Origin of the sequence: Variovorax sp. dw_954 (genome assembly GCF_018449755.1) — a bacterium.
In the GTDB taxonomy this organism is placed as follows: Bacteria; Pseudomonadota; Gammaproteobacteria; order Burkholderiales; family Burkholderiaceae_C; genus Variovorax.
The window spans coordinates 161932-183673 of record NZ_JAAVVD010000010.1; the positions used below are offsets into that span (position 1 = coordinate 161932).

The 21742-nt window shown below is 67.3% G+C and carries 17 protein-coding genes; 9 read left to right on the forward strand and 8 right to left on the reverse strand.

Features of this window, described 5'->3' with window-relative positions; translation table 11 throughout:
• Positions 1 to 183 precede the first annotated feature (183 nt).
• The 4 genes from HB681_RS17445 to HB681_RS17460 all read right to left on the reverse strand — a co-directional run bounded on the left by HB681_RS17445 (position 184) and on the right by HB681_RS17460 (position 4941).
• The gene (locus HB681_RS17445; protein WP_213956119.1) at positions 184 to 1851 is read right to left on the reverse strand and encodes a long-chain-fatty-acid--CoA ligase; all 1668 of its coding nucleotides are present in this window, start codon (positions 1849 to 1851) and stop codon (positions 184 to 186) included.
• A 138-nt stretch (positions 1852 to 1989) separates the two neighbouring features.
• A complete protein-coding gene (locus HB681_RS17450) occupies positions 1990 to 3477 on the reverse strand; it encodes an NAD(P)(+) transhydrogenase (Re/Si-specific) subunit beta (RefSeq protein WP_213956120.1) in 1488 nt (495 codons plus the stop codon).
• Positions 3474 to 3794, reverse strand: coding sequence for an NAD(P) transhydrogenase subunit alpha (locus tag HB681_RS17455; RefSeq protein WP_213956121.1), 321 nt, complete (start codon positions 3792 to 3794; stop codon positions 3474 to 3476). The genes HB681_RS17450 and HB681_RS17455 overlap by 4 nt, the downstream gene beginning before the upstream one ends.
• 16 nt (positions 3795 to 3810) lie before the next feature.
• Positions 3811 to 4941 carry a Re/Si-specific NAD(P)(+) transhydrogenase subunit alpha gene (locus tag HB681_RS17460; protein WP_213956122.1) on the reverse strand — a complete coding sequence of 377 codons (1131 nt, stop codon included), beginning with the start codon at positions 4939 to 4941 and terminating at the stop codon, positions 3811 to 3813.
• Positions 4942 to 5249: 308 nt separating this feature from the next.
• On the opposite strand from HB681_RS17460, the gene HB681_RS17465 reads away from it, so the two are divergent.
• The 9 genes from HB681_RS17465 to HB681_RS17505 all read left to right on the forward strand — a co-directional run bounded on the left by HB681_RS17465 (position 5250) and on the right by HB681_RS17505 (position 14845).
• Positions 5250 to 5990, forward strand: a complete 741-nt coding sequence (locus HB681_RS17465; RefSeq protein ID WP_213956123.1) for a response regulator transcription factor — start codon at positions 5250 to 5252, stop codon at positions 5988 to 5990.
• A gap of 7 nt (positions 5991 to 5997) precedes the next feature.
• Positions 5998 to 7713, forward strand: a complete 1716-nt coding sequence (locus tag HB681_RS17470; RefSeq protein ID WP_213956124.1) for a FecR domain-containing protein — start codon at positions 5998 to 6000, stop codon at positions 7711 to 7713.
• Between the two features lie 124 nt (positions 7714 to 7837).
• On the forward strand, positions 7838 to 10240 hold the full coding sequence (locus HB681_RS17475; RefSeq protein WP_213956125.1) for a CHASE2 domain-containing protein: 2403 nt from the start codon (positions 7838 to 7840) through the stop codon (positions 10238 to 10240).
• Positions 10237 to 10683, forward strand: coding sequence for a DUF4019 domain-containing protein (locus HB681_RS17480; RefSeq protein ID WP_213956126.1), 447 nt, complete (start codon positions 10237 to 10239; stop codon positions 10681 to 10683). The genes HB681_RS17475 and HB681_RS17480 overlap by 4 nt, the downstream gene beginning before the upstream one ends.
• Positions 10684 to 10685: 2 nt before the next feature.
• The gene (locus HB681_RS17485) at positions 10686 to 11201 is read left to right on the forward strand and encodes an NUDIX hydrolase (RefSeq protein ID WP_213956127.1); all 516 of its coding nucleotides are present in this window, start codon (positions 10686 to 10688) and stop codon (positions 11199 to 11201) included.
• A gap of 80 nt (positions 11202 to 11281) precedes the next feature.
• On the forward strand, positions 11282 to 12391 hold the full coding sequence (gene mnmA, locus HB681_RS17490; RefSeq protein WP_213956128.1) for a tRNA 2-thiouridine(34) synthase MnmA: 1110 nt from the start codon (positions 11282 to 11284) through the stop codon (positions 12389 to 12391).
• Positions 12392 to 12615: 224 nt separating this feature from the next.
• Positions 12616 to 13140 carry a hypothetical protein gene (locus tag HB681_RS17495; RefSeq protein ID WP_213956129.1) on the forward strand — a complete coding sequence of 175 codons (525 nt, stop codon included), beginning with the start codon at positions 12616 to 12618 and terminating at the stop codon, positions 13138 to 13140.
• A gap of 5 nt (positions 13141 to 13145) precedes the next feature.
• Positions 13146 to 14237: an alpha/beta fold hydrolase gene (locus HB681_RS17500; RefSeq protein WP_213956130.1), complete on the forward strand. Its 1092-nt coding sequence runs from the start codon at positions 13146 to 13148 to the stop codon at positions 14235 to 14237.
• Positions 14234 to 14845, forward strand: coding sequence for a GNAT family N-acetyltransferase (locus HB681_RS17505; RefSeq protein WP_213956131.1), 612 nt, complete (start codon positions 14234 to 14236; stop codon positions 14843 to 14845). Before HB681_RS17500 ends, HB681_RS17505 begins: the two co-directional genes overlap by 4 nt.
• A gap of 297 nt (positions 14846 to 15142) precedes the next feature.
• On the opposite strand, the gene HB681_RS17510 is transcribed toward HB681_RS17505, so the two are convergent.
• The 4 genes from HB681_RS17510 to HB681_RS17525 are packed head-to-tail and all read right to left on the reverse strand — an operon-like array spanning position 15143 to position 21724.
• A complete protein-coding gene (locus tag HB681_RS17510) occupies positions 15143 to 16576 on the reverse strand; it encodes a heavy metal sensor histidine kinase (protein WP_213956132.1) in 1434 nt (477 codons plus the stop codon).
• A gap of 18 nt (positions 16577 to 16594) precedes the next feature.
• Positions 16595 to 17284, reverse strand: a complete 690-nt coding sequence (locus tag HB681_RS17515) for a heavy metal response regulator transcription factor (protein WP_213956133.1) — start codon at positions 17282 to 17284, stop codon at positions 16595 to 16597.
• A 19-nt stretch (positions 17285 to 17303) separates the two neighbouring features.
• Positions 17304 to 20474 (reverse strand): efflux RND transporter permease subunit, encoded by a 3171-nt coding sequence (locus tag HB681_RS17520; RefSeq protein ID WP_213956134.1) that lies wholly within the window; start codon positions 20472 to 20474, stop codon positions 17304 to 17306.
• Positions 20471 to 21724, reverse strand: coding sequence for an efflux RND transporter periplasmic adaptor subunit (locus tag HB681_RS17525; RefSeq protein WP_213956135.1), 1254 nt, complete (start codon positions 21722 to 21724; stop codon positions 20471 to 20473). The genes HB681_RS17520 and HB681_RS17525 overlap by 4 nt, the downstream gene beginning before the upstream one ends.
• Between the last annotated feature and the right edge of the window lie 18 nt (positions 21725 to 21742).

The window sequence follows — 21742 nt, forward strand, 5'->3', positions numbered from 1 at the left end:
CCTCCGGCTGAACCCTTACGACCTTTGTACAAAAACAGCGTGCGCGACCTTGGGCCGGGCACCCGACACGCGGTGAGCGCAGCGAGGCCTGTTCGTGGGCATCCGCAGAACCGGCTTCGTCGGCCCGCTGGATTGCGCCCCGGCAGGGGTTGGAGGAGCGCACGCAGTGCGCGGACCCTGGGGTTACCTGAGTTCGCGACGCAGGATCTTGCCGACCGGCGTCTTCGGCAGGTCGGTACGGAACTCGATCACGCGCGGCTGCTTGTAGCCCGTGAGGTTGGCGCGGCAGAAGTCGCGCACCTGCTGCTCGGTGAGCTCCGGCGCCTTCTTCACGATGACCAGCTTGACGGCCTCGCCGGTCTTGTCGTCGGGCACGCCGACCACCGCGCATTCGAGCACGCCGGGCATCATCGCGACCACTTCCTCGACCTCGTTCGGGAACACGTTGAAGCCGCTGACGATCACCATGTCCTTCTTGCGATCGACCACCTTGAAGTAGCCGCGCTCGTCGACGGTGCCGATGTCGCCGGTCTTGAAGTGGCCGTCGGGCGTCATGACCTTGGCCGTCTCGTCGGGGCGCTGCCAGTAGCCGGCCATCACCTGCGGACCCTTGATGGCGATCTCGCCTCGCTCGCCGTGCGGGACTTCGATCCCGTCGTCGTCGAGCAGCTTCACCCAGGTGCTAGGCAGCGGCAGCCCGATGGTCCCGGAGAACGCCTTGCTGGTGACCGGGTTGCAGGTGACCGACGGCGAGGTTTCCGACAGGCCGTAGCCCTCGACGATCGGGCAGCCCGTCTTCTCGAGCCACAGCTTGGCCACCGCGCCCTGCACCGCCATGCCGCCGCCGACCGACACCTTCAGGTTGCGCCAGTTGACCAGGCCGAAATCGGGATGGTTGGCGAGGCCGTTGAACAGCGTGTTGACCGCCGGAAAGCTGTGGAAGCTGTGCTTGGCCAGTTCCTTCAGCACCGCGGGCAGGTCGCGCGGGTTCGGGATGAGGATGGTCTTTCCGCCAGTGCGCATGCCCAGCATCATGTTCACCGTGAAGGCGAAGATGTGATAGAGCGGCAAGGCGCAGACGCTGGTCGGCTGCTCGCCATCCGGGATCGCGCGCATGACCGGCTCGTTCCAGGCCTCGGACTGCAGCACGTTGGCAATCACGTTGCGGTGCAGCAGCACCGCGCCCTTCGACACGCCGGTGGTGCCGCCGGTGTACTGCAGCAGGGCCACGTCGTCCGGGCCGATGGCATGCTTGTCGAGCTTGCGCGCGCTGCCCTTCTCCACCGCGTCGTTGAAGCGCACGGCGCCCGGCAGGCTGAACGCGGGCACCATCTTCTTCACGTTGCGCACCACGTAGTTGACGATGAGGCCCTTGGGGAAGCCGAGCTGGTCGCCCATGGCGCACAGGACGACGTGCTTGACCTTCGTGGCCGCGATGCACTGCTGCAGCGTGGCCGCGAAGTTCTCGATGATCACGATCGCCTTGGCGCCGGAATCCTTCAGCTGGTGCTCGAGTTCGCGCGGCGTGTACAGCGGGTTCACGTTCACGATCACCAGGCCCGCGCGCAGCACGGCGGCCACCGCGATCGGGTACTGCGGGATGTTCGGCATCATCAGCGCGACGCGGTCGCCCTTGACCAGGCCGAGGTTCTGGAAATACGCCGCGAGCGCCGCGCTCATCTTGTCGGTCTGGGCGTAGCTCAGGTCCTTGCCCATGAAGCTGTAGGCCACGCGCTCCGAGTAGCGCGAGAAGCTTTCCTCCATCAGCCCCACCAGCGAGATGTATTGCGAGGCATCGACGTCGGCAGGCACGCCTTCCGGATAGCCCGCGAGCCAGGGACGATCGGTCATTTCTTGAGTCTCCAAAACGGGAAAGTGCATGCGCCGCCGCAAGGCGTGCGCATGCCTGTATTAGATCAAAGCCGTGAGAGGGTCGAGCGGGCGCTGTCGGCCCGGCGACAGAACCGAGGGCGACGGTCGGTCGCCCGGCTACTCGATCGCCTTGCCCATGTCCTCGACCACCTTCTTGGCGTCGCCGAAGACCATCATGGTCTTGTCCATGTAGAACAGCTCGTTGTCCAGGCCGGCGTAGCCCGCGGCCATGGAGCGCTTGTTCACGATCACCGTCTTGGCCTTGTAGGCTTCCAGGATCGGCATGCCGTAGATCGGCGTGCCCTTCTGCAGGGCGGCCGGGTTCACCACGTCGTTGGCGCCGAGGATGATGGCCACGTCGGCCTGGCCGAACTCGCCGTTGATGTCTTCCATCTCGAAGACCTGGTCGTAAGGCACTTCGGCCTCGGCCAGCAGCACGTTCATGTGCCCGGGCATGCGGCCGGCCACCGGGTGGATCGCGTACTTCACAGTCACCCCGTGCTCGGTGAGCTTCTGCGCCAGCTCCTTCACCGCGTGCTGCGCGCGGGCCACGGCCAGGCCATAGCCCGGCACGATGATCACGGTCTCGGCGTTCGACAGCACGAAGGCCGCATCGTCAGCGCTGCCGCTCTTGACCGGACGCTGCTCCTTGGCGCCGCCGCCAGCGGTGACCGCCTCGCCGCCGAAGCCCCCCAGGATCACGCTGAAGAAGGAGCGGTTCATCGCCTTGCACATGATGTAGCTCAGGATCGCACCCGAGGAGCCCACCAGCGAGCCGGCCACGATCAGCATCGCGTTGTTGAGCGAGAACCCGATGCCCGCCGCCGCCCAGCCCGAGTAGCTGTTGAGCATCGACACCACCACCGGCATGTCGGCGCCACCGATCGGGATGATGATCAGCACGCCCATCACGAAGGACAGCAGCACCATCAGGAAGAAGGCCGTCCAGCTCTCGGTGACAACGAACACCAGGCCCAGGCCGATGGTGATCAGGCCCAGCACCAGGTTGACCATGTGCTGGCCCTTGAACTGCACCGGCGCGCCCTGGAACAGGCGGAACTTGTACTTGCCCGACAGCTTGCCGAAAGCGATCACCGAACCGCTGAAGGTGATCGCACCGATGGCCGCGCCCAGGAACAGTTCGAAGCGGTTGCCCGCCGGAATGGCATAGCGCAGGAAGCCGTCGACGATCATCGCGCCTTCGGGCGTGTTGACCGTGCCGGCCGCCGCAACCGGCAGCGGCGTGATGCCGAAGGCCCAGGGCTCGACCACCGCGGCGATGGCGATGAACACCGCCGCCATGCCGATCATGCTGTGGAAGAACGCGACCAGCTCGGGCATGGCCGTCATCTCGACAGTCTTGGCGCGGTAGGCGCCATAGCCGCCGCCAACCACGAGGCCGAGCAGCACCCAGCCCATGCCGATCAGACTGCCCGACGAGATCTGCACGATCAGCGCGGCGGTGGTGAGGATGGCGATGGCCATGCCGGCCATCCCGAAGACGTTGCCGCGGATCGAGGTGGTCGGATGGCTCAGGCCCTTCAAGGCCTGGATGAAGAAGACGCTGGCAACGAGGTACAGCAGCGTGACGACATTCATGCTCATGACTTGTCTCCCGCCGGCGTCGTCTTCTTGTCCTTCTTCTTGAACATCTCCAGCATTCGCCGCGTGACGAGAAAGCCGCCGAAGACGTTCACCGCGGCCAGCGCCACGGCGAGCACGCCCATGGTCTTGCCGAAGACGGAGCTGGTCATCGCCGCGGCCAGCATCGCGCCGACAATGACGATCGCCGAGATCGCATTGGTCACCGCCATGAGCGGCGTGTGCAGCGCGGGCGTGACGGTCCAGACCACGTGGTAGCCCACGTAGATGGCCAGCACGAAGATGATCAGGTTGATGACTGTGTGGGAAACGGGATCCATGGCTTCTTCCTCCTCGTTATTTGCGCGTGACCTGGCCGTCCTGCGTCATGCGGCAGGCGGCGACGATGTCGTCCTCGAGGTCGATCTTGAGTGCGCCCTCCTTGGTGATGACCAGCTTCAGGAAGTCGAGCACGTTGCGCGCATAGAGGGCCGATGCGTCGGCCGCCACGAGCGCGGCGAGATTGGTCTCGCCCACCAGGGTCACGCCATGCTTGATCACCGTCTTGTCCGCTTCCGACAGCGGGCAGTTGCCACCGATGCCATCCGGCCCCTTGCCGGCCGCGATGTCCACGATGACCGAGCCGGCCTTCATCGACTTGACCATGTCCTCGGAGATGAGCGTGGGCGCCGCACGGCCCGGGATCAGCGCGGTGCTGATCACGATGTCGGCCAGCGCCACGCGCTTGGCCACCTCGACCTGCTGGCGCGCCAGCCAGCTCGGCGGCATCGGCTTGGCATAACCCCCGACGCCGACGGCGGCTTCCTTCTCTTCGTCGGTGTCGTAGGAGACCTCGATGAACTTGGCGCCCAGCGATTCGATCTGCTCCTTGACGCTGGGCCGCACGTCGCTGGCCTCGATCACCGCGCCCAGGCGCTTGGCGGTGGCAATGGCCTGCAGGCCGGCCACGCCCACGCCGAGGATCACGACACGCGCGGCCTTCACCGTGCCGGCCGCCGTCATCAGCATCGGGAAGAAGCGCTGGTATTTGTCGGCCGCAATCATCACGGCCTTGTAGCCGGCGATGTTGGCTTGCGAAGAGAGCACGTCCATGCTCTGGGCCCGGGTGGTGCGGGGCGCGGCTTCGAGCGCGAAGCTGGTCAGGCCGGCGCTGGCCAGGCGCTGCAGGCCTGCGGCGTCGAAGGGGTTGAGCATGCCGATGACGACGGTGCCGGGCTTCATGCGCGCGGCTTCGGCATCGTTGGGGGTGCGCACCTTCAGCACGATGTCCGCGGCATAGGCGCCATCGGCGTCGGTGATCTCGGCGCCTGCCGCCTGGTAGGTCGCGTCGGTGACGCTGGCGGCCACGCCGGCACCGGACTGGACCCGGACGGTGTGGCCTTGCGCCGTGAGTTTTTTAGCCGTTTCGGGCGTGACCGCCACTCGGGTTTCGCCCTCGGCGGTTTCGCCGGGCACACCAATCAGCATAGTTTTTCTCCTCGGGCCAAGCGCCTCGGTTCCTCGATGACATTCGGCGCAGACTTTAACTGAAGGGCCCCTCCTGTCACTCTTTGTGCTGCATTTGAACGGTCGGCTACATATTTGATAGTCAATGTGCCGGTTGCGGTTTAATGCAGTTGGGGCTGGAAAGTGGTACTTTTGACTAATTCTGACCGTAGTTGACGTTTGACGCCGCGCTTCGTGCGGAAGTTGACAGTTGAAATCGGTCGGGAGTGTGTCGCGTCACAAAGACAACCCCTAGACTCGGAAGTTCTAATAAAACGCAAGGGATTGGAATGCGAATCGCAGCGCTCGATGACGAGCCGTCTCAGCTCGAGCTGATACGGCACACGATGGAAGGCATCGGACACGAATGCCATGGATACACCGAAGGGAAGACCCTGCTGCGCGATCTACGCCAGCAAAGCTTCGATCTGCTGATCCTTGACTGGACGCTGCCGGAAGTCTCCGGCCCGACGATCGTCAAGTGGATTCGCCAGGACCTCGCCAGCCGACTGCCCATCCTGTTCGTGACCAACCGTCGCGAAGAAGCCGACATGGTCGAAGGCCTCACGGCCGGCGCCGACGACTTCATGGTCAAGCCGATCCGTGTGGGCGAACTCGAGGCGCGCGTCAAGGCGCTGCTGCGCCGCGCATACCCCAGCCAGCACGAGGCCGAGGTGCTGTTCGGGCCTTACCATTTTCATCTCAATTCGCGCACGCTGCACGTCAACGGCGCGCCGATCGAACTGAAACACCGCGAATACGAACTCGCGCTGTTCCTGTTCCAGAACATCGGCCGGCTGCTGTCGCGCGAGCATCTGCGCGAGGCGGTGTGGGGCATGGGTCCGGACGCGCCGTCGCGCTCGCTCGACACGCACATGTCGCGCCTGCGCACCAAGCTCGACCTGCGCCCGTCGAACGGCTTCCTGCTGTCGGCTGTCTATGGCCTTGGCTATCGCCTCGAAGCCATCGACGTCGATTCGCTCGGCGCCATGCCGGCGAGCCAACCGGGCTCCCTCAGCGCAATCGCCTGAGCTGTCCATGTCCACGCCAGGCTGGTCACGCGCGGCTGCCGCGTTCGCGCTGACGACGGTGCTGGGAGGCACCGGCGCATGGGCAGGCCCCGGGGGTTTCGTGCAGCACCGCGTGATCGCGGGCGAAACCCTCGCGTCCATCGGCGAGCGCTACATGCGCACGCCAACCCTGTGGCGCGATCTGCAATCGATCAACAACATCGCGGATCCGCAGAAGCTCGTTCCCGGCAGTATCGTGAAGTTGCCGCTCCGCCTGGTGCGTCCGGCCGGCATGGCTGTCGCGCAGGTCGAGTTCGTGCAGGGCGCGACCACCGGCACCATGCCGGCGGGCAAGGAAGCGGCTGCACCTGCGCCAGCGCCAGCGCCAGCGCCGACACCCCTTGCCGCAGGCGACGCAATCACCGAGGGCACCAGGCTCAGCGTCCCCGGGGACGGCTATCTCCGGCTCAAGCTGGCGGATGGCTCGGTGGTGCGGGTGCTGGCCGATTCCGACGTGGAACTCAAGCGCCTGCGCGGCAAGCGCCCCGGGGCTTCGTACCAGTCGGTGATCGAGGTGCAGAAGGGCAAGGTCGAATCCGAAGTGGCGCCGCAACCCCGGGGCCGGACCTTCGAGGTGCAGGCGCCCGGCGCGGTTGCCAGCGTGCGCGGCACGCGCTTCGATGTCGCCGTCGGCCATGAAGGGCAGATGTGCGCCGCGGTCACCGAAGGCACGGTGCTGATGAAGCCGCGCAAGGCGCGCAGGAACGGCAAGACGGCCATGGTGGCGGCCGGGCAAGGGGCCGTGTTCGACGGCAAGGGCCAACTGAGTTCGCGCCAGTCGCTGCCCGGTGCGCCCGACCTCACGCCCTTGCCGCAGGAATTCCAGGATCCCGACGCGCTCACGCTGGCCATGGCGCCCCTGACCGTGACGGGCAGCGGCTACGAAGTGCGCATCGCACGCGACGAGCGCCTGCACGAGGTGGTGCGCAATGGCGTCTTCCAGAGCGAGAAGGTGAAGTTCGCGGCGCTCGAGGATGGCGACTACACGGTCGGCGTCCGGACGATCAATCCCGACGGCCTGGCCGGACCGGAGTCGCACCGTGCGATCCGCGTGCATGCCAACCCGGTGCCGCCGCTCTACCAGAGTCCCGCGCCGGGCGGCCGGGTCATCAGCGAAGCCGGGCAACTGGTCTGTTCGGAGGTGGCGGGCAGTGGCGGGGTGCTGTTCGAGGTGGCGAGCGATGCCGACTTCCGCAACGTCCGTCTGCATGAGGTGCGCGCGGGCGATTGCCGCATCGGCATCGCGGGGCTGCCCCCCGGCGACTACTGGTGGCGCGTGGCTTCGCTGCCGAGAGGCGGCGGGGAAGCGCAACGCGGGCCCTTCGCAGCAGGGCAGGCGTTTACTGTTGCCGTGGCGCCCTCCACCGGCGTCGTGGACATCGACGACAGCGGCGAGAGCCCGACCCTGCACTGGCAAGCAGGCTCCGCCGACAAATTCCGCGGCCAGTTGGCGCGGGACGAGGCCTTTACCGAACTGGTGGCGGATGTCGAACTGGCATCACCCGCCTGGACCTTGAGCGGCCAACCGCGCGGCCAATACTTCGTGCGCTTGCAGGCACGCGATGCCGACGGGCTGGCCGGGCCGTTCTCGCCGGCACGCCGGGTGCGCATCGGCGCGGTGGTGCGCAGCGGCTTTGGCGACGGACTGACGACGAGCGACGGCGCGCCCATCGAGCGGCCGTAGCAAGCGACCTGTCACAGGCAATCGCCGGTGCCGCGAGCCGCTTTCACAGGCTGTTGAACGGGACGCGCTGCAAATGAGGGACTTGTCCGGCTTGACCTAAGATCGCGCGCAGTGCCAACCCTCCATGCCCTACCAGCCGCCTGCATCCCCTGAGGCCAGTCGCCGCCAACGCTGGTGGCGCAGTTTGCGCAAGCGCGTTCCATGGTTGTTGCTGTCGGTCGGCATGCTCGCCTTCGTCGCGATCCTGGTGCTCTTGCAACCGCTGCCGCGCGTCGACCGCATGCTGCAGGACAACGCGCGTGCAGAGATCAGCCAGGCCCCCACGAATGAAATCGTGATCGTCGCGATCGACGAGAAAAGCATCGAGGCGATCGGCCGCTGGCCCTGGCGCCGCGCACTGCACGCCGAGTTGCTGCGCCGCATCGCGGCCGACGCGCCCCGCTGCATCGGCCTCGACCTGCTGATGACCGAACCCGACACCGAGCACCCCGGCGACGACAGGGTGCTCGCCAACGGCATTTCAGACAGCGGCTGCGTCGTGCTGCCGATGGCGCTGCAGGTGCGCGGCGGCAAGACGCAATCCGAACTGCTGCCACTGCCGGCACTGGCCGACGCGGCGACGTCCATCGGCCACAGCCATGTGTCCATCGACGAGGACGGCGTGGCCCGCACCATCTACCTGCAGGAGGGCTTTGCGGGCCGCACGTGGCCTCACTTCACCAAGGCGATCGAAGACGCAGCCGAGGCCTATGCCAGGGGCACGCCATTGCCGCCCGCACCCAACCCGCACACCGTCGCGCGCGAACCGACCGGCTCATGGCTGCGCAGGGATCACCAGGTCGTCGTGTTCACCCGGGGCGATCCGCCCTTCAAGACCGTCTCGTACGTCGACGTCATCCGCGGGTTGGTGCCCAAGGGCACCTTCACGAACCACTACGTGCTGGTGGGCACCACGGCCGCCGGGTTGGGCGACCTGTACGCCACCTCGGCCACATCGACCACCGGGCTGACGCCGGGCGTCACGATCTTCGGCAGCGTGCTGCAAGGCCTGATCACCGACAGGCAGGTGATCCTGGCGACCCCGCTGCAGGACCTCGCGTTCAACCTCGGCCCGTTGGTGGTGGCGCTGCTGGGCCTGCTGTGGCTGCGCCCGGTCGGCGTGGTGATCCTGATCTGCGCGATGCTTGCGCTGCGCCTGGGGCTGCATGCGTCGCGGCCGCTGATCGGTGTGCAGTTCGCGCCGGCAGCGGGCTTCTTCGGGCTGCTGCTGGTGTACCCGCTGTGGAGCCTGATGCGCCTCACCGCCGCCATCCGCTACCTGCGCTGGGGCACCGAGCAACTCAACGAGGCAATGGCCGGCCTGCCGCCGATGCCGCTGCGCCCGCTGAGCGGCGACTTCCTGGACCGCGAGATGGCCGTGACCTCGCAGGCCGGCCTGCGCATGCGCGACCTGCAGCGTTTCATCCGCGACGGCATCGACCACCTGCCCGACGCGACCATGATCCTGAGCCGCGTCGGGGTGGTCTTCCTCGGCAACATCGCGGCGTCGCGGCACTGGCAGGCCGGGGCGAACGGGCTGGTCGGCCGCGACGCGCACGAGTTGCTGGCCGACCTGCGCTGGCGCACCACCGAGGCGCCGATGATGCCGCCGGGCTTGCTGGTGGGGCCCGACCCGAAGCCACTGCTCGGCGAGGGGCAGGATTCGCAGGGACGCTCCTTGCTGCTGCGTTGCGTGCCCTTCTACAACGCCGGCAATTCGCACGCGGGCTGGATGGTGGCGCTGGTCGACATCACGCGCATGCGCCAGATCCAGAGCCAGCGCGACGAGGCGCTGCGCTTCATCTCGCATGACATCCGCGAGCCGAGCGCCGCCATCCTCACCATCCTGGAACTGCTACGCGCCAGTCCGGGGGCTTTGAGCGACGAGCAGATCCAGCAGCGCATCCGGCGCCATGCCGAGACCGGGCTGGAACTGGCCGATGGCTTCGTCAACCTGGCGCGTGCCGAGGCGCAGCCTTTCCGCCCCGAGATGCTCGACGTCGTGAGCCTGCTGGAACAGACCATTGACGACGCCTGGGCGCAGGCCCGCAAGCGCAACGTGCAGATCGTGCTGGTGAACAGCGTCGACGAGGCCCTGTGCCTGGTCGACCGCAGCCTGCTCACGCGCGCGCTGAAGAATGTGCTGAGCAACGCCCTGAAGTATTCGCCGGCCGGCGCTGACCTGCGCTGCCATGTGATCGAGCGGCCCGGGCATTGGGCGCTGGCCATTCAGGACCAGGGGCCGGGCATTCCGGTGGCCATGCAGTCGCAGCTGTTCCAGCCCTTCCATCGCCTGCATAGCGAGTCGCACCCCGAGGTGCACGGCGTCGGCCTGGGCCTGTTGCTGGTGCGCACCGTGGTGCAGCGCCATGGCGGCAGCGTCGAGATCGACAGCGTGGAGAATGCGGGCTGCACCGTGACGCTGGTGCTGCCCAAACCCACCGCTGCGGAGCTTGCCGCACTCGGTGACGACAAGGAAGACCTATGAATCGGCCCCTGACGATCCCCATGCTGCTCGGCCTGTCGCTGCTCCTCGGCTGGCTGGCCCCGGCCGCCGCGCAGGAGGTGGAAGCCAGCGACATGGTGCGCGGCGGCATGCAGGTGATCCAGATGGTCGACCAGGGCAAGACCGGCGAACTGTGGGACGGTGCCACGGCGGCGGCAAAGAAGCAGGTGGCCCGCAGCGAATTCATGGCGCAGATCTCCAAGGCGCGCGGCCCGCTGGGGGCGGCGGTGCAGCGCACCTGGGTCGCCGTCAACCGGCAGGTGGTGGCCGACAGCAATGCCGACGTGGCCGGGCAATACGTGAGCATCGAGTACGAGACCCGCTTCACCAACACGGCGGCCAACCGCAACTCGATGCGCGAGCTGGTGAGCTTTCACCTGGACCGCGACAAGATCTGGCGGTTCAGCGGTTACCTGCTGAGGTAGCGATGCACAAGCCCGAAGGCGCCATCAGCCAGGTGCGCTGGAAACCCAACGTGACCGTCGCGGCGGTGATCGAGCGCGACGGGCGCTTCCTGCTGGTGGAGGAGCACACGGGCGGTGGACTGAAGCTCAATACGCCCGCCGGGCACCTGGACCCGGGCGAATCGCCGGCCGAAGGCTGCGCGCGCGAGACGCTGGAAGAGACGGCTCACCACTTCGCGCCGACGGCGCTGGTCGGCGTGTACATGGCGCGATTCCAGAAGCAGGCGGACGGCGAAGACATCACCTACATGCGCTTCGCCTTTGCCGGAGAACTCGGTGCCTTCGAGCCCGACCGCCCGCTCGACACCGGCATCGTGCGCACGCTGTGGCTCACCATCGACGAACTCCGCGCCAGCACCAAGCGGCACCGCAGCCCGCTGCTGCTGCAATGCATCGAGGATTACCTGCGCGGCCAGCGCTATCCGCTCGGCCTGATCCACGTCGATCCATCGGTGACGCAAGGCACCGCCCTCCGCTGAAGCGCGCAGCGACCTGGGGGAGAGCCAAATTTCCCGCACGCGGGCACCGCCTTGGCCCGGGCTGGGACAATCCACGCCTCATGAAAAAGCAACGCGTCGTGGTGGGTCTGAGTGGCGGGGTGGACTCCGCGGTCACGGCGCACCTGCTCAAGCAGCAGGGCCACGAGGTCATCGGCATCTTCATGAAGAACTGGGAGGACGATGACGACAGCGAATACTGCTCGTCGAACATCGACTTCATCGATGCGGCCAGCGTGGCCGACGTGCTGGGCATCGAGATCGAGCACGTCAACTTCGCGGCCGACTACAAGGACCGCGTCTTCGCCGAGTTCCTGCGCGAGTACCAGGCCGGCCGCACGCCCAATCCCGACGTGCTGTGCAATGCCGAGATCAAGTTCAAGGCCTTCCTCGACCATGCGATGCGCCTGGGCGCCGGGAAGATCGCGACCGGCCACTACGCCCGGGTGCGCCTGAACGAAGGCACGGGGCGGCACGAGCTCCTGAAGGGACTGGACCCGTCCAAGGACCAGAGCTACTTCCTGCACCGCCTGAACCAGGCGCAGCTGGCGAAGACGCTGTTCCCGGTCGGCGAGCTGCACAAGACCGAGGTGCGCCGCATCGCCGACGAGATCGGGCTGCCGAATGCGAAGAAGAAGGATTCGACGGGCATCTGCTTCATCGGCGAGCGGCCCTTCCGGGAGTTCCTCAACCGCTACATCAGCAAGGCTCCGGGGCCGATCAAGGATGCCCGCGGACGGACCATCGGCGAGCACCAAGGGCTGAGCTTCTACACGCTGGGCCAACGGCAGGGCCTGGGCATCGGCGGCGTGAAGGAGAAGGGCGCGCAGCGCGGCGGCGGCGACCATTCGCCGTGGTTCGTCGCGCGCAAGGACATCGAGAAGAACACGCTGTGGGTGGTGCAGGGCCATGACCACCCGTGGCTCCTGAGCCATTCGCTGGAAGCCGATGACACGAGCTGGGTCGCCGGGCCTGCGCCTGTCGCCGGTGAATACGCGGCCAAGTCGCGCTACCGCCAGGCCGACGCGGGATGCGCACTCGCCGACGGGGCCAACGGCCGCATCCGGCTCGACTTTCAGCAGGCGCAATGGGCCGTCACGCCGGGGCAGTCGGCGGTGCTGTACGACGGCGAGGTATGCCTGGGCGGCGGCGTGATCGCACAGGCGAAATAGCCCACCCCCGAATGCGCCTGCGGCGCTCCCCCTCAAGGGGGCGCACCCAGCGGCCCGGCGAAGCCGGTTCCGCGGGTGCCCCCGAACATGCATCGCCGTGCTCGCCCTGGCTCATTGAGCACCAACACCCTGCGCGGGCGTGGCGACCCGCACAAAAGCCCTGCGCAAGCGTTGGTCCTGCGAGTAGCATCGCCCGACGAGGCAACATTGAAGGAGAAGGCAACATGGCCAAGAGCGGACTATCCATACTCGACCCGTTGGAGATGTGGCGCGATGCGCTCGCGCAATGGGAAGGAACGGCCAACAAGGTGGCCGGCAAGCAGTTGAAGACGGAAGAGTTTTCGAAGGTGCTGCACACGGTCTCGGGCGCGACGCTCGGCATGCAGCAGGCCCTGGCCAAGGCCAACAAGTCGATGCTCAAGGAAATGAACCTCGCAAGCCGCGACGACCTCACCGAGATCGGCGAGCGCCTGCACCGCATCGAGGACATGCTGGAGTTCCTGTGCCGACAGGTCAGCGGCAAGGCACCCTCGTCCATGCCGGCGCCGATGCCGCCGCGCACCCGCGTGCCACCCACCCCCGCCGACGCGCCGGTTGCCGCGGCGCCGGCGGCGGAAGCGGCCACCACCCCCAAGGCCGCCGCCAGTGTCGCGCCCAAGGCTGCTGCCAAGCCTGCGGTCAAGGCCGCCGCCAAGCGTCCGGCCAAGGCGGCGCCTGCGAGCAAGCGTCCAGCGCGCAAGAAGGCCTGACCGCCATGTCAAGCAGCCCCAGGGCGGAAGCCGCGCCGGACCCCTCCTGGGTCTCGCGCGTGCGCGATGAGATCGACCGGGCCGTCAAGCGCAGCATCAAGGGCGTGGAATACCTGGCCGCCGAGCCGGCGGAGGTCGGCCCCACGCCCAAAGATGTGATCTACAGCCGCGGCACGCTCAGCCTCTACCACTACCGGCCGATGGCCGACGAGATCTACCGGATCCCCTTGCTGCTGGTGATGGCCACGACCAACAAGGCCTACATCTTCGACCTGGCGCCGGGGCAGAGCCTGGTGGAGTTCCTGCTCAAGGCCGGCTACGACGTCTACGTGATGGACTGGAACCCGCCGCGCCCCGACGAGGCCGGCCTGCGCTTCGAGGACTACACGCAGCGCTTCATTCCCGAGTGCGTGCGCCGGGTGCAGGAAGACTCCGGCGTGCAGGACGTCAACATGATCGGCTACTGCATGGGCGGCGTGCTGGCGACCATGTACGCGGCCACGCATGCGGATGGCCCGGTGAAGAACCTGGTGTGCTTCACCACGCCGATCGACTTCAGCAAGATGACCGAGTTCCAGGCCTGGTCGAACAGGCGGCACTTCAAGGTCGACAAGATGGCTGACGCCTTCGGCATCGTGCCGGCGCCGATCATCACCAGCGGCTTCGACGCACTGCGGCCCACCGGCCGCCTCACCGGCAACATCCGCCTGTGGGACAACCTCTGGAACGACGCCTACGTCAAGCAGTACCGCATGATGGATCGCTGGGGCGCGGAGACCCTGCCGCTGGCGGGTGCGTACTTCAAGCAGACCATCAAGACGCTGATGTGGGACAACGCGCTGTTCAACGGCACGCTGAAGATCGGCGGCAAGACGGTGGACCTCGGCAACATCAAGCTGCCGCTGCTGTCGATCGTGGCGGAGCACGACCACATCGTGCCCTACGACGCCGCGCATCCACTGATGGAGAAGGTCGGCTCGACCGACAAGGAAGAAGTGATTCTGAAGGGGGGACACGTGAGCCTGGTGGCGGGACCGAACGCCGTCAAGCGCATGTGGCCAAAGCTGGACCAATGGCTCGGAGGACGATCGATATGAAGCAGGCGACTGCCACAAAGAAGGAAGATACGGCGCACACCTACCCGCGCAGCGTGGACTGCAATGGCACCGAGGTGCAGATCGACCTGCTGCGTGCCGGCGACGAGGCCGAGTTGCTGGCGTTCGCGCAATCGCTGCCGGAGCACGACCTGCTGTTCATGTCGCGCGACATCGGCCAGCCGCGCGTGGTGAAGGCCTGGATCCGCGAGTCCGTCGAACTGCGGCGCATGCCGAGCCTGCTGGCGCGCGCGAACGGCAGGGTGATCGGCTGTACCGCGCTGATGCACGACGACCATTCGTGGTCGCCACACGTGGGCGAGTTGCGCGCGGTGGTCGGCGCCGAGGCGCGCGGTCTCGGGCTGGGGCGGCAGCTCATCCAGGAGGCCTTCACGCAGGCGCTGGCCTCGGGCCTCGACAAGCTCATGGCCCAGATGACGACCGATCAGCGCGGCGCCATCGCCCTGTTCGAAAGCATGGGCTTCCGCCCCGAAGCCCTGCTCGCCGGCCACGTGCGCGACCGCAGCGGCCGCAAGCACGACATCGTGGTGCTGAGCCACGACGTGGCGGCGGTGCAGGGGCGGATGGCGGTGATGGGGTTGGGGGAGTAGGGATGCTTTCGGCGGAATGGTGAGGCACGTTCTGTTGACCGCGGCGCTCCTTGCTGCGGCGTCCCTCGATGCTTTCGCGGATGGACGCTGCACGCGTGCCCTTCGAGGACCGGCAGCAAGGCGAAGGCGATGGCGCAGGCCGTGGGCGAGCTCAGCGAGGATCGATGCGGGCATGCCGCAAAGTTATGCCAGATCGGGCCGTGGTGCGAGCGGCTTCCGGCGGCCGGGCGGCACTCATTGGGTAACCTCCGCGCTGCGCGCTTTGGTGCGAGCGCCTTCGGAGCAGCCGGGCGGCGCTCATGCCTGTGCGGCCACGGGCGAAGTCTTGCCCCGCTCCGCCGGCAGTTCACCAAGCTGGCTGTGCACACGGTCGTCGATGGCGGTCGAGACGCTGAAGCCCACGGTCGTCGTGCCGTCCTCCGAGTGCGCGAACACCTGGCCGTTGTGCATCACCGCCACCGCCTTTACGATCGACAGGCCCAACCCATGGTTCTCGCCGCTGTTGCGGCGCGAGGTGTCGACGCGGTAGAAGCGGTCGAACAGGCGCAGCAACGAGTCCGGCGCAATCGTCTCGCTCGGGTTGGTGAAGCTGACCTCCGCAGACCGCTCGCCCTGCGCGATGTGCACGTCCACGCGCGCGCCGGGCCGCGAATGCTGGATCGCGTTCTGCAGCAGGTTGGTGAGCGCGCGGCGGAACAGCGAGGTCTGGATCGGCGCGACCGCATCGCCCTCCACGTGCACCGTCATGCCGGCCTCGTCGAGCAGCAGGTCGAGAAATTCCACCGTCTTGCCGACCTCTTGCGCAATCGACGACGCGACCAGGTCGCGCGCCCGCACGCCCTGCTCGGCGCGCGCGAGGAAGAGCATGTCGGCGACGATGGCGCGCAGCCGCTCCAGTTCCTCCAGGTCGGACTGCAGCACCTCGCGCAAGGCGTCCGCCGTGCGGGCACGAGCCAGCGCGACCTGCGTCTGGCCGATCATGTTGGCCAGCGGCGTGCGCAACTCATGCGCCACGTCGTCGCTGAAGGTCGCGAGTTGGCGATAGGCCGCATCGAGCCGGTCGAGCGCGGCGTTGAAGGAGGCGCCCAGGTCGGCCAGCTCACCCGGCAGCGCGGGCAACTGCAGGCGCTGCTCGCGGTTGTCCGGCCCGATGCGTTGCGCATCCGCCGACAGGCGCTGCACCGGCGCGAGGCCGATGCGCGCGATCCAGTAGCCGAGCGCGGCCGACAGCGCCGTGCCCAGCAGCGTGAGCATCAGCACCGCGGTGCGGAACTTGCGCAACGTCACGCGGAACGGTTCGGAGTCGACGCCGACCACGAAGCGCACCGCCGGCCGCCTGTCGCTGGCCACCAGCGACAGCGTGCGCAAGCGCATGCGCTGGGGCGGCGAACCCACTTCCATCACCACGTCGCCCTGCTGGTCGGGCGCGATCACCGGCAGGTCGCCACCGAAGCGGTAGGACGGGTTCTCGCTCCACATCCACGAGTGCGTGTGCGAATCGGCAGCGTCGAGCGTGTCGAGCTTTTCCTGGATGCGCTCGCCGAGGTCGGCGGAACGACCGTGCTGCAGCATGTAGACCATGTCCTCGAGACGAGCGCTGATCTGCTCCTGCTGGTGCCGCACCAGTTCGTTGGACAGCACATGGTGCAGCGCGCCGCCGATCATCGCGAAGGCCAGCAGCGCGGCCGCCGCGAACATCAGCGCGAGACGCACGGCGATGGACTTCCTCATGGCCGGTCTCGCTGGGGCCTAGTCCGTGGTGACGACGTCGCCCCGGTCTTCCAGGACGTAGCCCATGCCGCGGATGGTGTGCAGCAGGCTGCGCTCGAAGGGCGCGTCGATCTTGGTGCGCAGGCGCTTGATCGCGACCTCGACCACGTTGGTGTTGCTGTCGAAGTTCATGTCCCAGACGAGTTCGGCAATCACCGTCTTCGAGAGGATCTCGCCCTGGCGGCGTGCCAGCACCGCCAGCAGCGCGAATTCCTTGGCCGTGAGGTCGATGCGCTGGCCCTGTCGCATCGCCTTGCGGCCGATCAGGTCGATGTGCAGGTCGCTCACCCGCAGCAGCGTCGATTCATGGCTGCGCCCCCGCCGCGTCAAGGCCTGCAGCCGCGCGAGCAGCTCGATGAAGGAGAAGGGCTTGACCAGGTAGTCGTCCGCGCCGTCCTGCAGGCCGCGCACGCGGTCGGCCACGCCGTCGCGCGCGGTGAGCATGATCACCGGCGTGTTCTTCACGCTGCGCAGCGACTTGAGGATCGAGAAGCCGTCGAGCCCCGGCAGCATCACGTCGAGCACGATCACGTCGAAGTCGTAGTGCAGCGCCATGTGCTGCCCGTCGATGCCGTCGAAGGCCAGGTCGACCGTGCAGCCCTGCTCGGTCAGGCCCTGGTGCAGGTACTCGGCCGTCTTGCGCTCGTCCTCGACGATCAGGACTTTCATCGGATGCTGCCCGCGGTTGTCATTCGATGCCGGCGCCCGCGGCCGCCAGCGGCGGAAGGCCCTGGCGCTGCCGGCGCGCATCCTTGCGGCGCACGTACCAGTGGTGCGCGCGGTCGAGGTAGAGGTAGATGATCGGCGTGGTGAAGAGCGTCAGCATCTGCGAGAGGATCAGGCCGCCCACCATCGCATAGCCCAGCGGCCGGCGCAATTCGGAGCCGGCGCCATGGCCCAGCATCAGCGGCAGGCCGCTCAGCAGGGCGCACATGGTGGTCATCATGATCGGGCGGAAGCGCAGCACGCAGGCCTCGTAGATCGCGTCCTGCGGCGACATGCCCTTGTCGCGTTCGGCGTGCAGTGCGAAGTCAACCATCATGATGCCGTTCTTCTTGACGATCCCGATCAGCAAGATGATGCCGATGAGCGCGATCACGCTCAGATCGTACCCGCCGGCCATGAGAATCAGCAAAGCACCCACGCCGGCCGAGGGCAGCGTCGAGAGAATGGTCAATGGATGGATGTAGCTCTCGTAGAGCAGGCCCAGCACGATGTAGACCGAGATCAGCGCCGCCGCGATCAGGTAGGGCTGCGTGCGCAACGAGTCCCCGAAGGCCTGCGCCGTGCCCTGGAAGGTGCCGCTCAAGGTGGCGGGCACGCCCATCCTCGCCTGCGCCTTGTTGATCGAGTCCACCGCCTGGCCCAGCGAGGTGCCGGGCTTCAGGTTGAACGACAGCGTCACCGCGGGGAACTGGCCCTGGTGCGCGATGGCGAGGTAGCCCGTCTTGCTGGTGTCCACGCTGACGAAGGTCGACAGCGGGATCTGCTGGCCGTTGATCGGCGAGGTCAGGTAGAGGCGGCTGAACAGCGACGGGTCGCGCTGCAGTTCGGGCGTGACTTCGAGCACCACGTTGTAGCTGTTGAGCTGGGTGAAGTACTGCGCGACCTGCCGCTGGCCGATGGCGTCGTAGATGGTGGCATCGACCATCGCGGGCGAGATGCCGAAGCTGGACGCGCGCTGGCGATCGACCGTGACCATCGCGGTCGGTGCGCGGTTCTGCTGGTCGGAGGTGACGTCGGTCAGCTCAGGCAGCTTCTTGAGGGTGTCGAGCACCTTCGGCGACCACTCGTTGAGCTCGGCCAGGTTCGGGTCGGTCAGCGTGTACTGGTACTGCGTGCGCGACTGCCGGCCGCCCACCGTGATGTCCTGCCCCGCCTGCATGAACAGCGTGACGCCCTGCACCGCCGCGAGCTTGGGCCGCAGGCGCGCGATGACCTCGTCGGCATTGGCCGTGCGGCCTTCGTCCTTGGGCCGCAGGCCGATGAAGAAGTTGCCCGAGTTGAAGGTGCTGGCGCCGGCCTGCAGCCCGAAGGTCGACACGTCCGGGTCCTGGCGGACGATGTCGGCCATCTGCAGCATGCGCCCGTGCATGATCTCGGAGGACGAGTCCTGCGCCGAGTCGGCCGAGCCGAAGATGAAGCCGGTGTCCTGCTGCGGGAAGAAGCCCTTGGGAATCACGATGAACAGCGCCACGGTGGCCATCACCGTCGCGATGAAGCTCATCAGCGTGATGAACGGATGGCGCAGCACCACGTGCAGGCCGCGCTTGTAGCCGTTGAGCATGCCCTCGAAGAAGCGCTCGAACATCTGGTACATGCGCCCGTGCTTCTGGTTGTGGTCCACCGGCTTGAGGAACTTCGCGCACATCATCGGCGTGAGCGTGAGCGAGATGATCACCGACACCGCGATGGTCAGCGTCACCGTCACCGCGAACTCGCGGAACAGCCGCCCGACGATGCCGCCCATCAGCAGCAGCGGGATGAACACCGCCACCAGCGACACCGAGATCGAGATGATGGTGAAGCCAATCTCGCCCGCGCCCTGGAGCGCCGCCTCCATCGGCGCCATGCCGTCCTCGATGTGGCGGTAGATGTTCTCCAGCATCACGATCGCGTCGTCCACCACGAAGCCGACCGCGATGGTCAGCGCCATCAGCGAGAGGTTGTCGAGGCTGTAGCCGACCACGTACATCACGGCGGCGGTGCCCAGCAGCGCGAGCGGCACGGTGACGCTCGGGATCAGCGTGACGGTCACGTTGCGCAGGAACACGAAGATCACCATCACCACCAGCGAGATCGACAGGATCAGCGTGAACTCCACGTCCTTGACCGACGCGCGGATGGTCTGCGTGCGGTCGATCAGCGTGTCGACCGTGATGCTCGGCGGTATCGCGCCGCGCAGCCTGGGCAGCGCGGCCTGGATGCGGTCGACCGTCTCGATCACGTTCGCGCCCGGCTGCTTGGTGATGGCGAGCAGGATCGCGCGGCCGTTGTTGATGTCGGTGTCCTTGTCGGCTGCCGCGCCGGCGTAGCCCCATGCGGCCACCTTGGCGTTCTCGGGGCCGTCGACGGCCACGCCGACGTCGCGCACGCGCACGGGCGCGCCGTTGCGCCAGGCCAGCACCATGTCGTTCCAGGGCGCCGCCTTCAGGAGCTGGTCGTTGGTGTAGACGTTGAGCGCCTGGGTCTCGCCGTCGAGCGTGCCGGTGGGCTGGCTCACCGTGGTCTGCGCGATCACGCCGCGCACGTCTTCCAGGCTCATGCCGATGGCCTTGATCTTGGCCGGGTCGATCTGCACGCGCACGGCGGGCTTCTGCTGGCCGAAGATGTTGACCAGGCCCACGCCCGCGATGCGCGAGATCTGCTGCGCGAGCACGTTGTCGGCGTAGTCGTTGACCTGGATCAGCGGCAGCACCTTCGACTGCACGCCGAGGATGAGCACCGCCGAATCGGCCGGGTTGATCTTGCGGTAGCTCGGCGGGCTCGGCAGGTTGTTGGGCAACTGCCCGCCCGCCGCGTTGATGGCCGTCTGCACGTCGAGCGCCGCGGCGTCGATGTTGCGGTCGAGGTCGAACTGCAGCGTGATCTGCGTGAGGCCGAGCGAACTGTTCGACGTCATCTGGCTCAGGCCCGCGATCAGCGAGAACTGGCGCTCCAGCGGCTGCGCGACGTTGGAGGCCATGGTCTCCGGGCTCGCACCCGGCAGCCTTCCCGTGACCTGGATGGTCGGGAAGTCGACCTGCGGCAGCGGCGCGACCGGCAGCAGTGGCCAGGAGACGAGGCCGATCAGCAGGATCGCGAGCGCCAGCAGAGAGGTGCCGATGGGCCGCTTGATGAAACCGGCGGAAATGCTCATGGCTTTGCTCCCGCGACGGTGGCCGCGCCGCTGGACGGCGATGCGGGCGATGCGGACGATGCTTCGGCCGGCGCCGTCCCGGGCGCCGCGCTGCCCTTGTTCGATTCCGTGATGCGCGCACCCGGCGTGAGCTTGTACTGGCCGTCAACCACCACGCGCTCACCGGCGTTCAGGCCCTTGTCGATGGTGGCCTTGCCGTTGACCGTGTCGGCCACGCCGATCGGCTGCACGCGCACCTTGTCGTCGTCGCCGACCACATAGGCGAAGAAGCCGTCGGGGCCGCGCTGCACGACGGCGGCAGGCACGGTGAGCGCATCGGCGCGCTGGCCAAGCACCACGCGCGCATCGACCGACTGGCCGGGCCACAGCTTGTGCTCGCCGTTCGGGAACTGCGCCTTCAGCGCAATGGTGCCGGTGGCGACGTCGATCTGGTTGTTCAGCAGCACCAGCTTGCCGGCCGCCAGCGTCTCGTGCGTGTCGCGGTCGCTGGCCTGCACCTGCAGCGGCTCCTGCGTGCCGCGCAGCGCCTTGTTCACGGCCTGGAAGCTGCTCTCGGGCAGCGTGAACTGCACGGCGATCGGGTCGATCTGGTTGATGACCAGCAGGCCGTTGGCATCGGTCGCGTGCACGATGTTGCCGGGGTCGACCAGGCGTGCGCCGATGCGGCCGCTGATGGGCGCGGTGATGGTCGTGAAGTCGAGCTGCACCTGAGCGAAGTGGACCTGCGCATCGTCGCTCTTGAGCGCGGCCTGCAGCTGGTTGACCAGCGCCTTCTGCGTGTCGAGCGTCTGCTGGCTGGTCGCGTCTTCCTTGATGAGGTCGCCGTAGCGCTTGAGGTCGGCCTGTGCGTTGGCCAGCGTGGCCTGGTCCTTGGCCTTCTGCGCCTGCGCCTGCTCGAGCTGCGCCTGGTAGGTGCGCGGGTCGATGCGCGCCAGCACCTGGCCGGCCTTCACGTCCTGGCCTTCCTTGAAGTCGACGCGGTCGAGCTGTCCATCGACGCGCGAGCGCACTGTGACGGTCGCCACGGTCATCACCGTGCCGACGTTGCTGCGGGTGACAGGCACGGTCTCGGTCGCGACCTTCGTCGTGGTCACGGGCACCGACGGCGCAGCCGCGGCCTTGGGTGCCTCGTGCGTGAACAGCTTGCGGCCGAAGAAGAGCAGCAGCGCGACGACGACGAGCACCGCCAGCACGGTCGGCCAGGTCTTGCGTCGGTGGGGAGGAAGGTTGGGAGGGGTGGTCGAATCCATGGCGTTCATTTGCAGTCG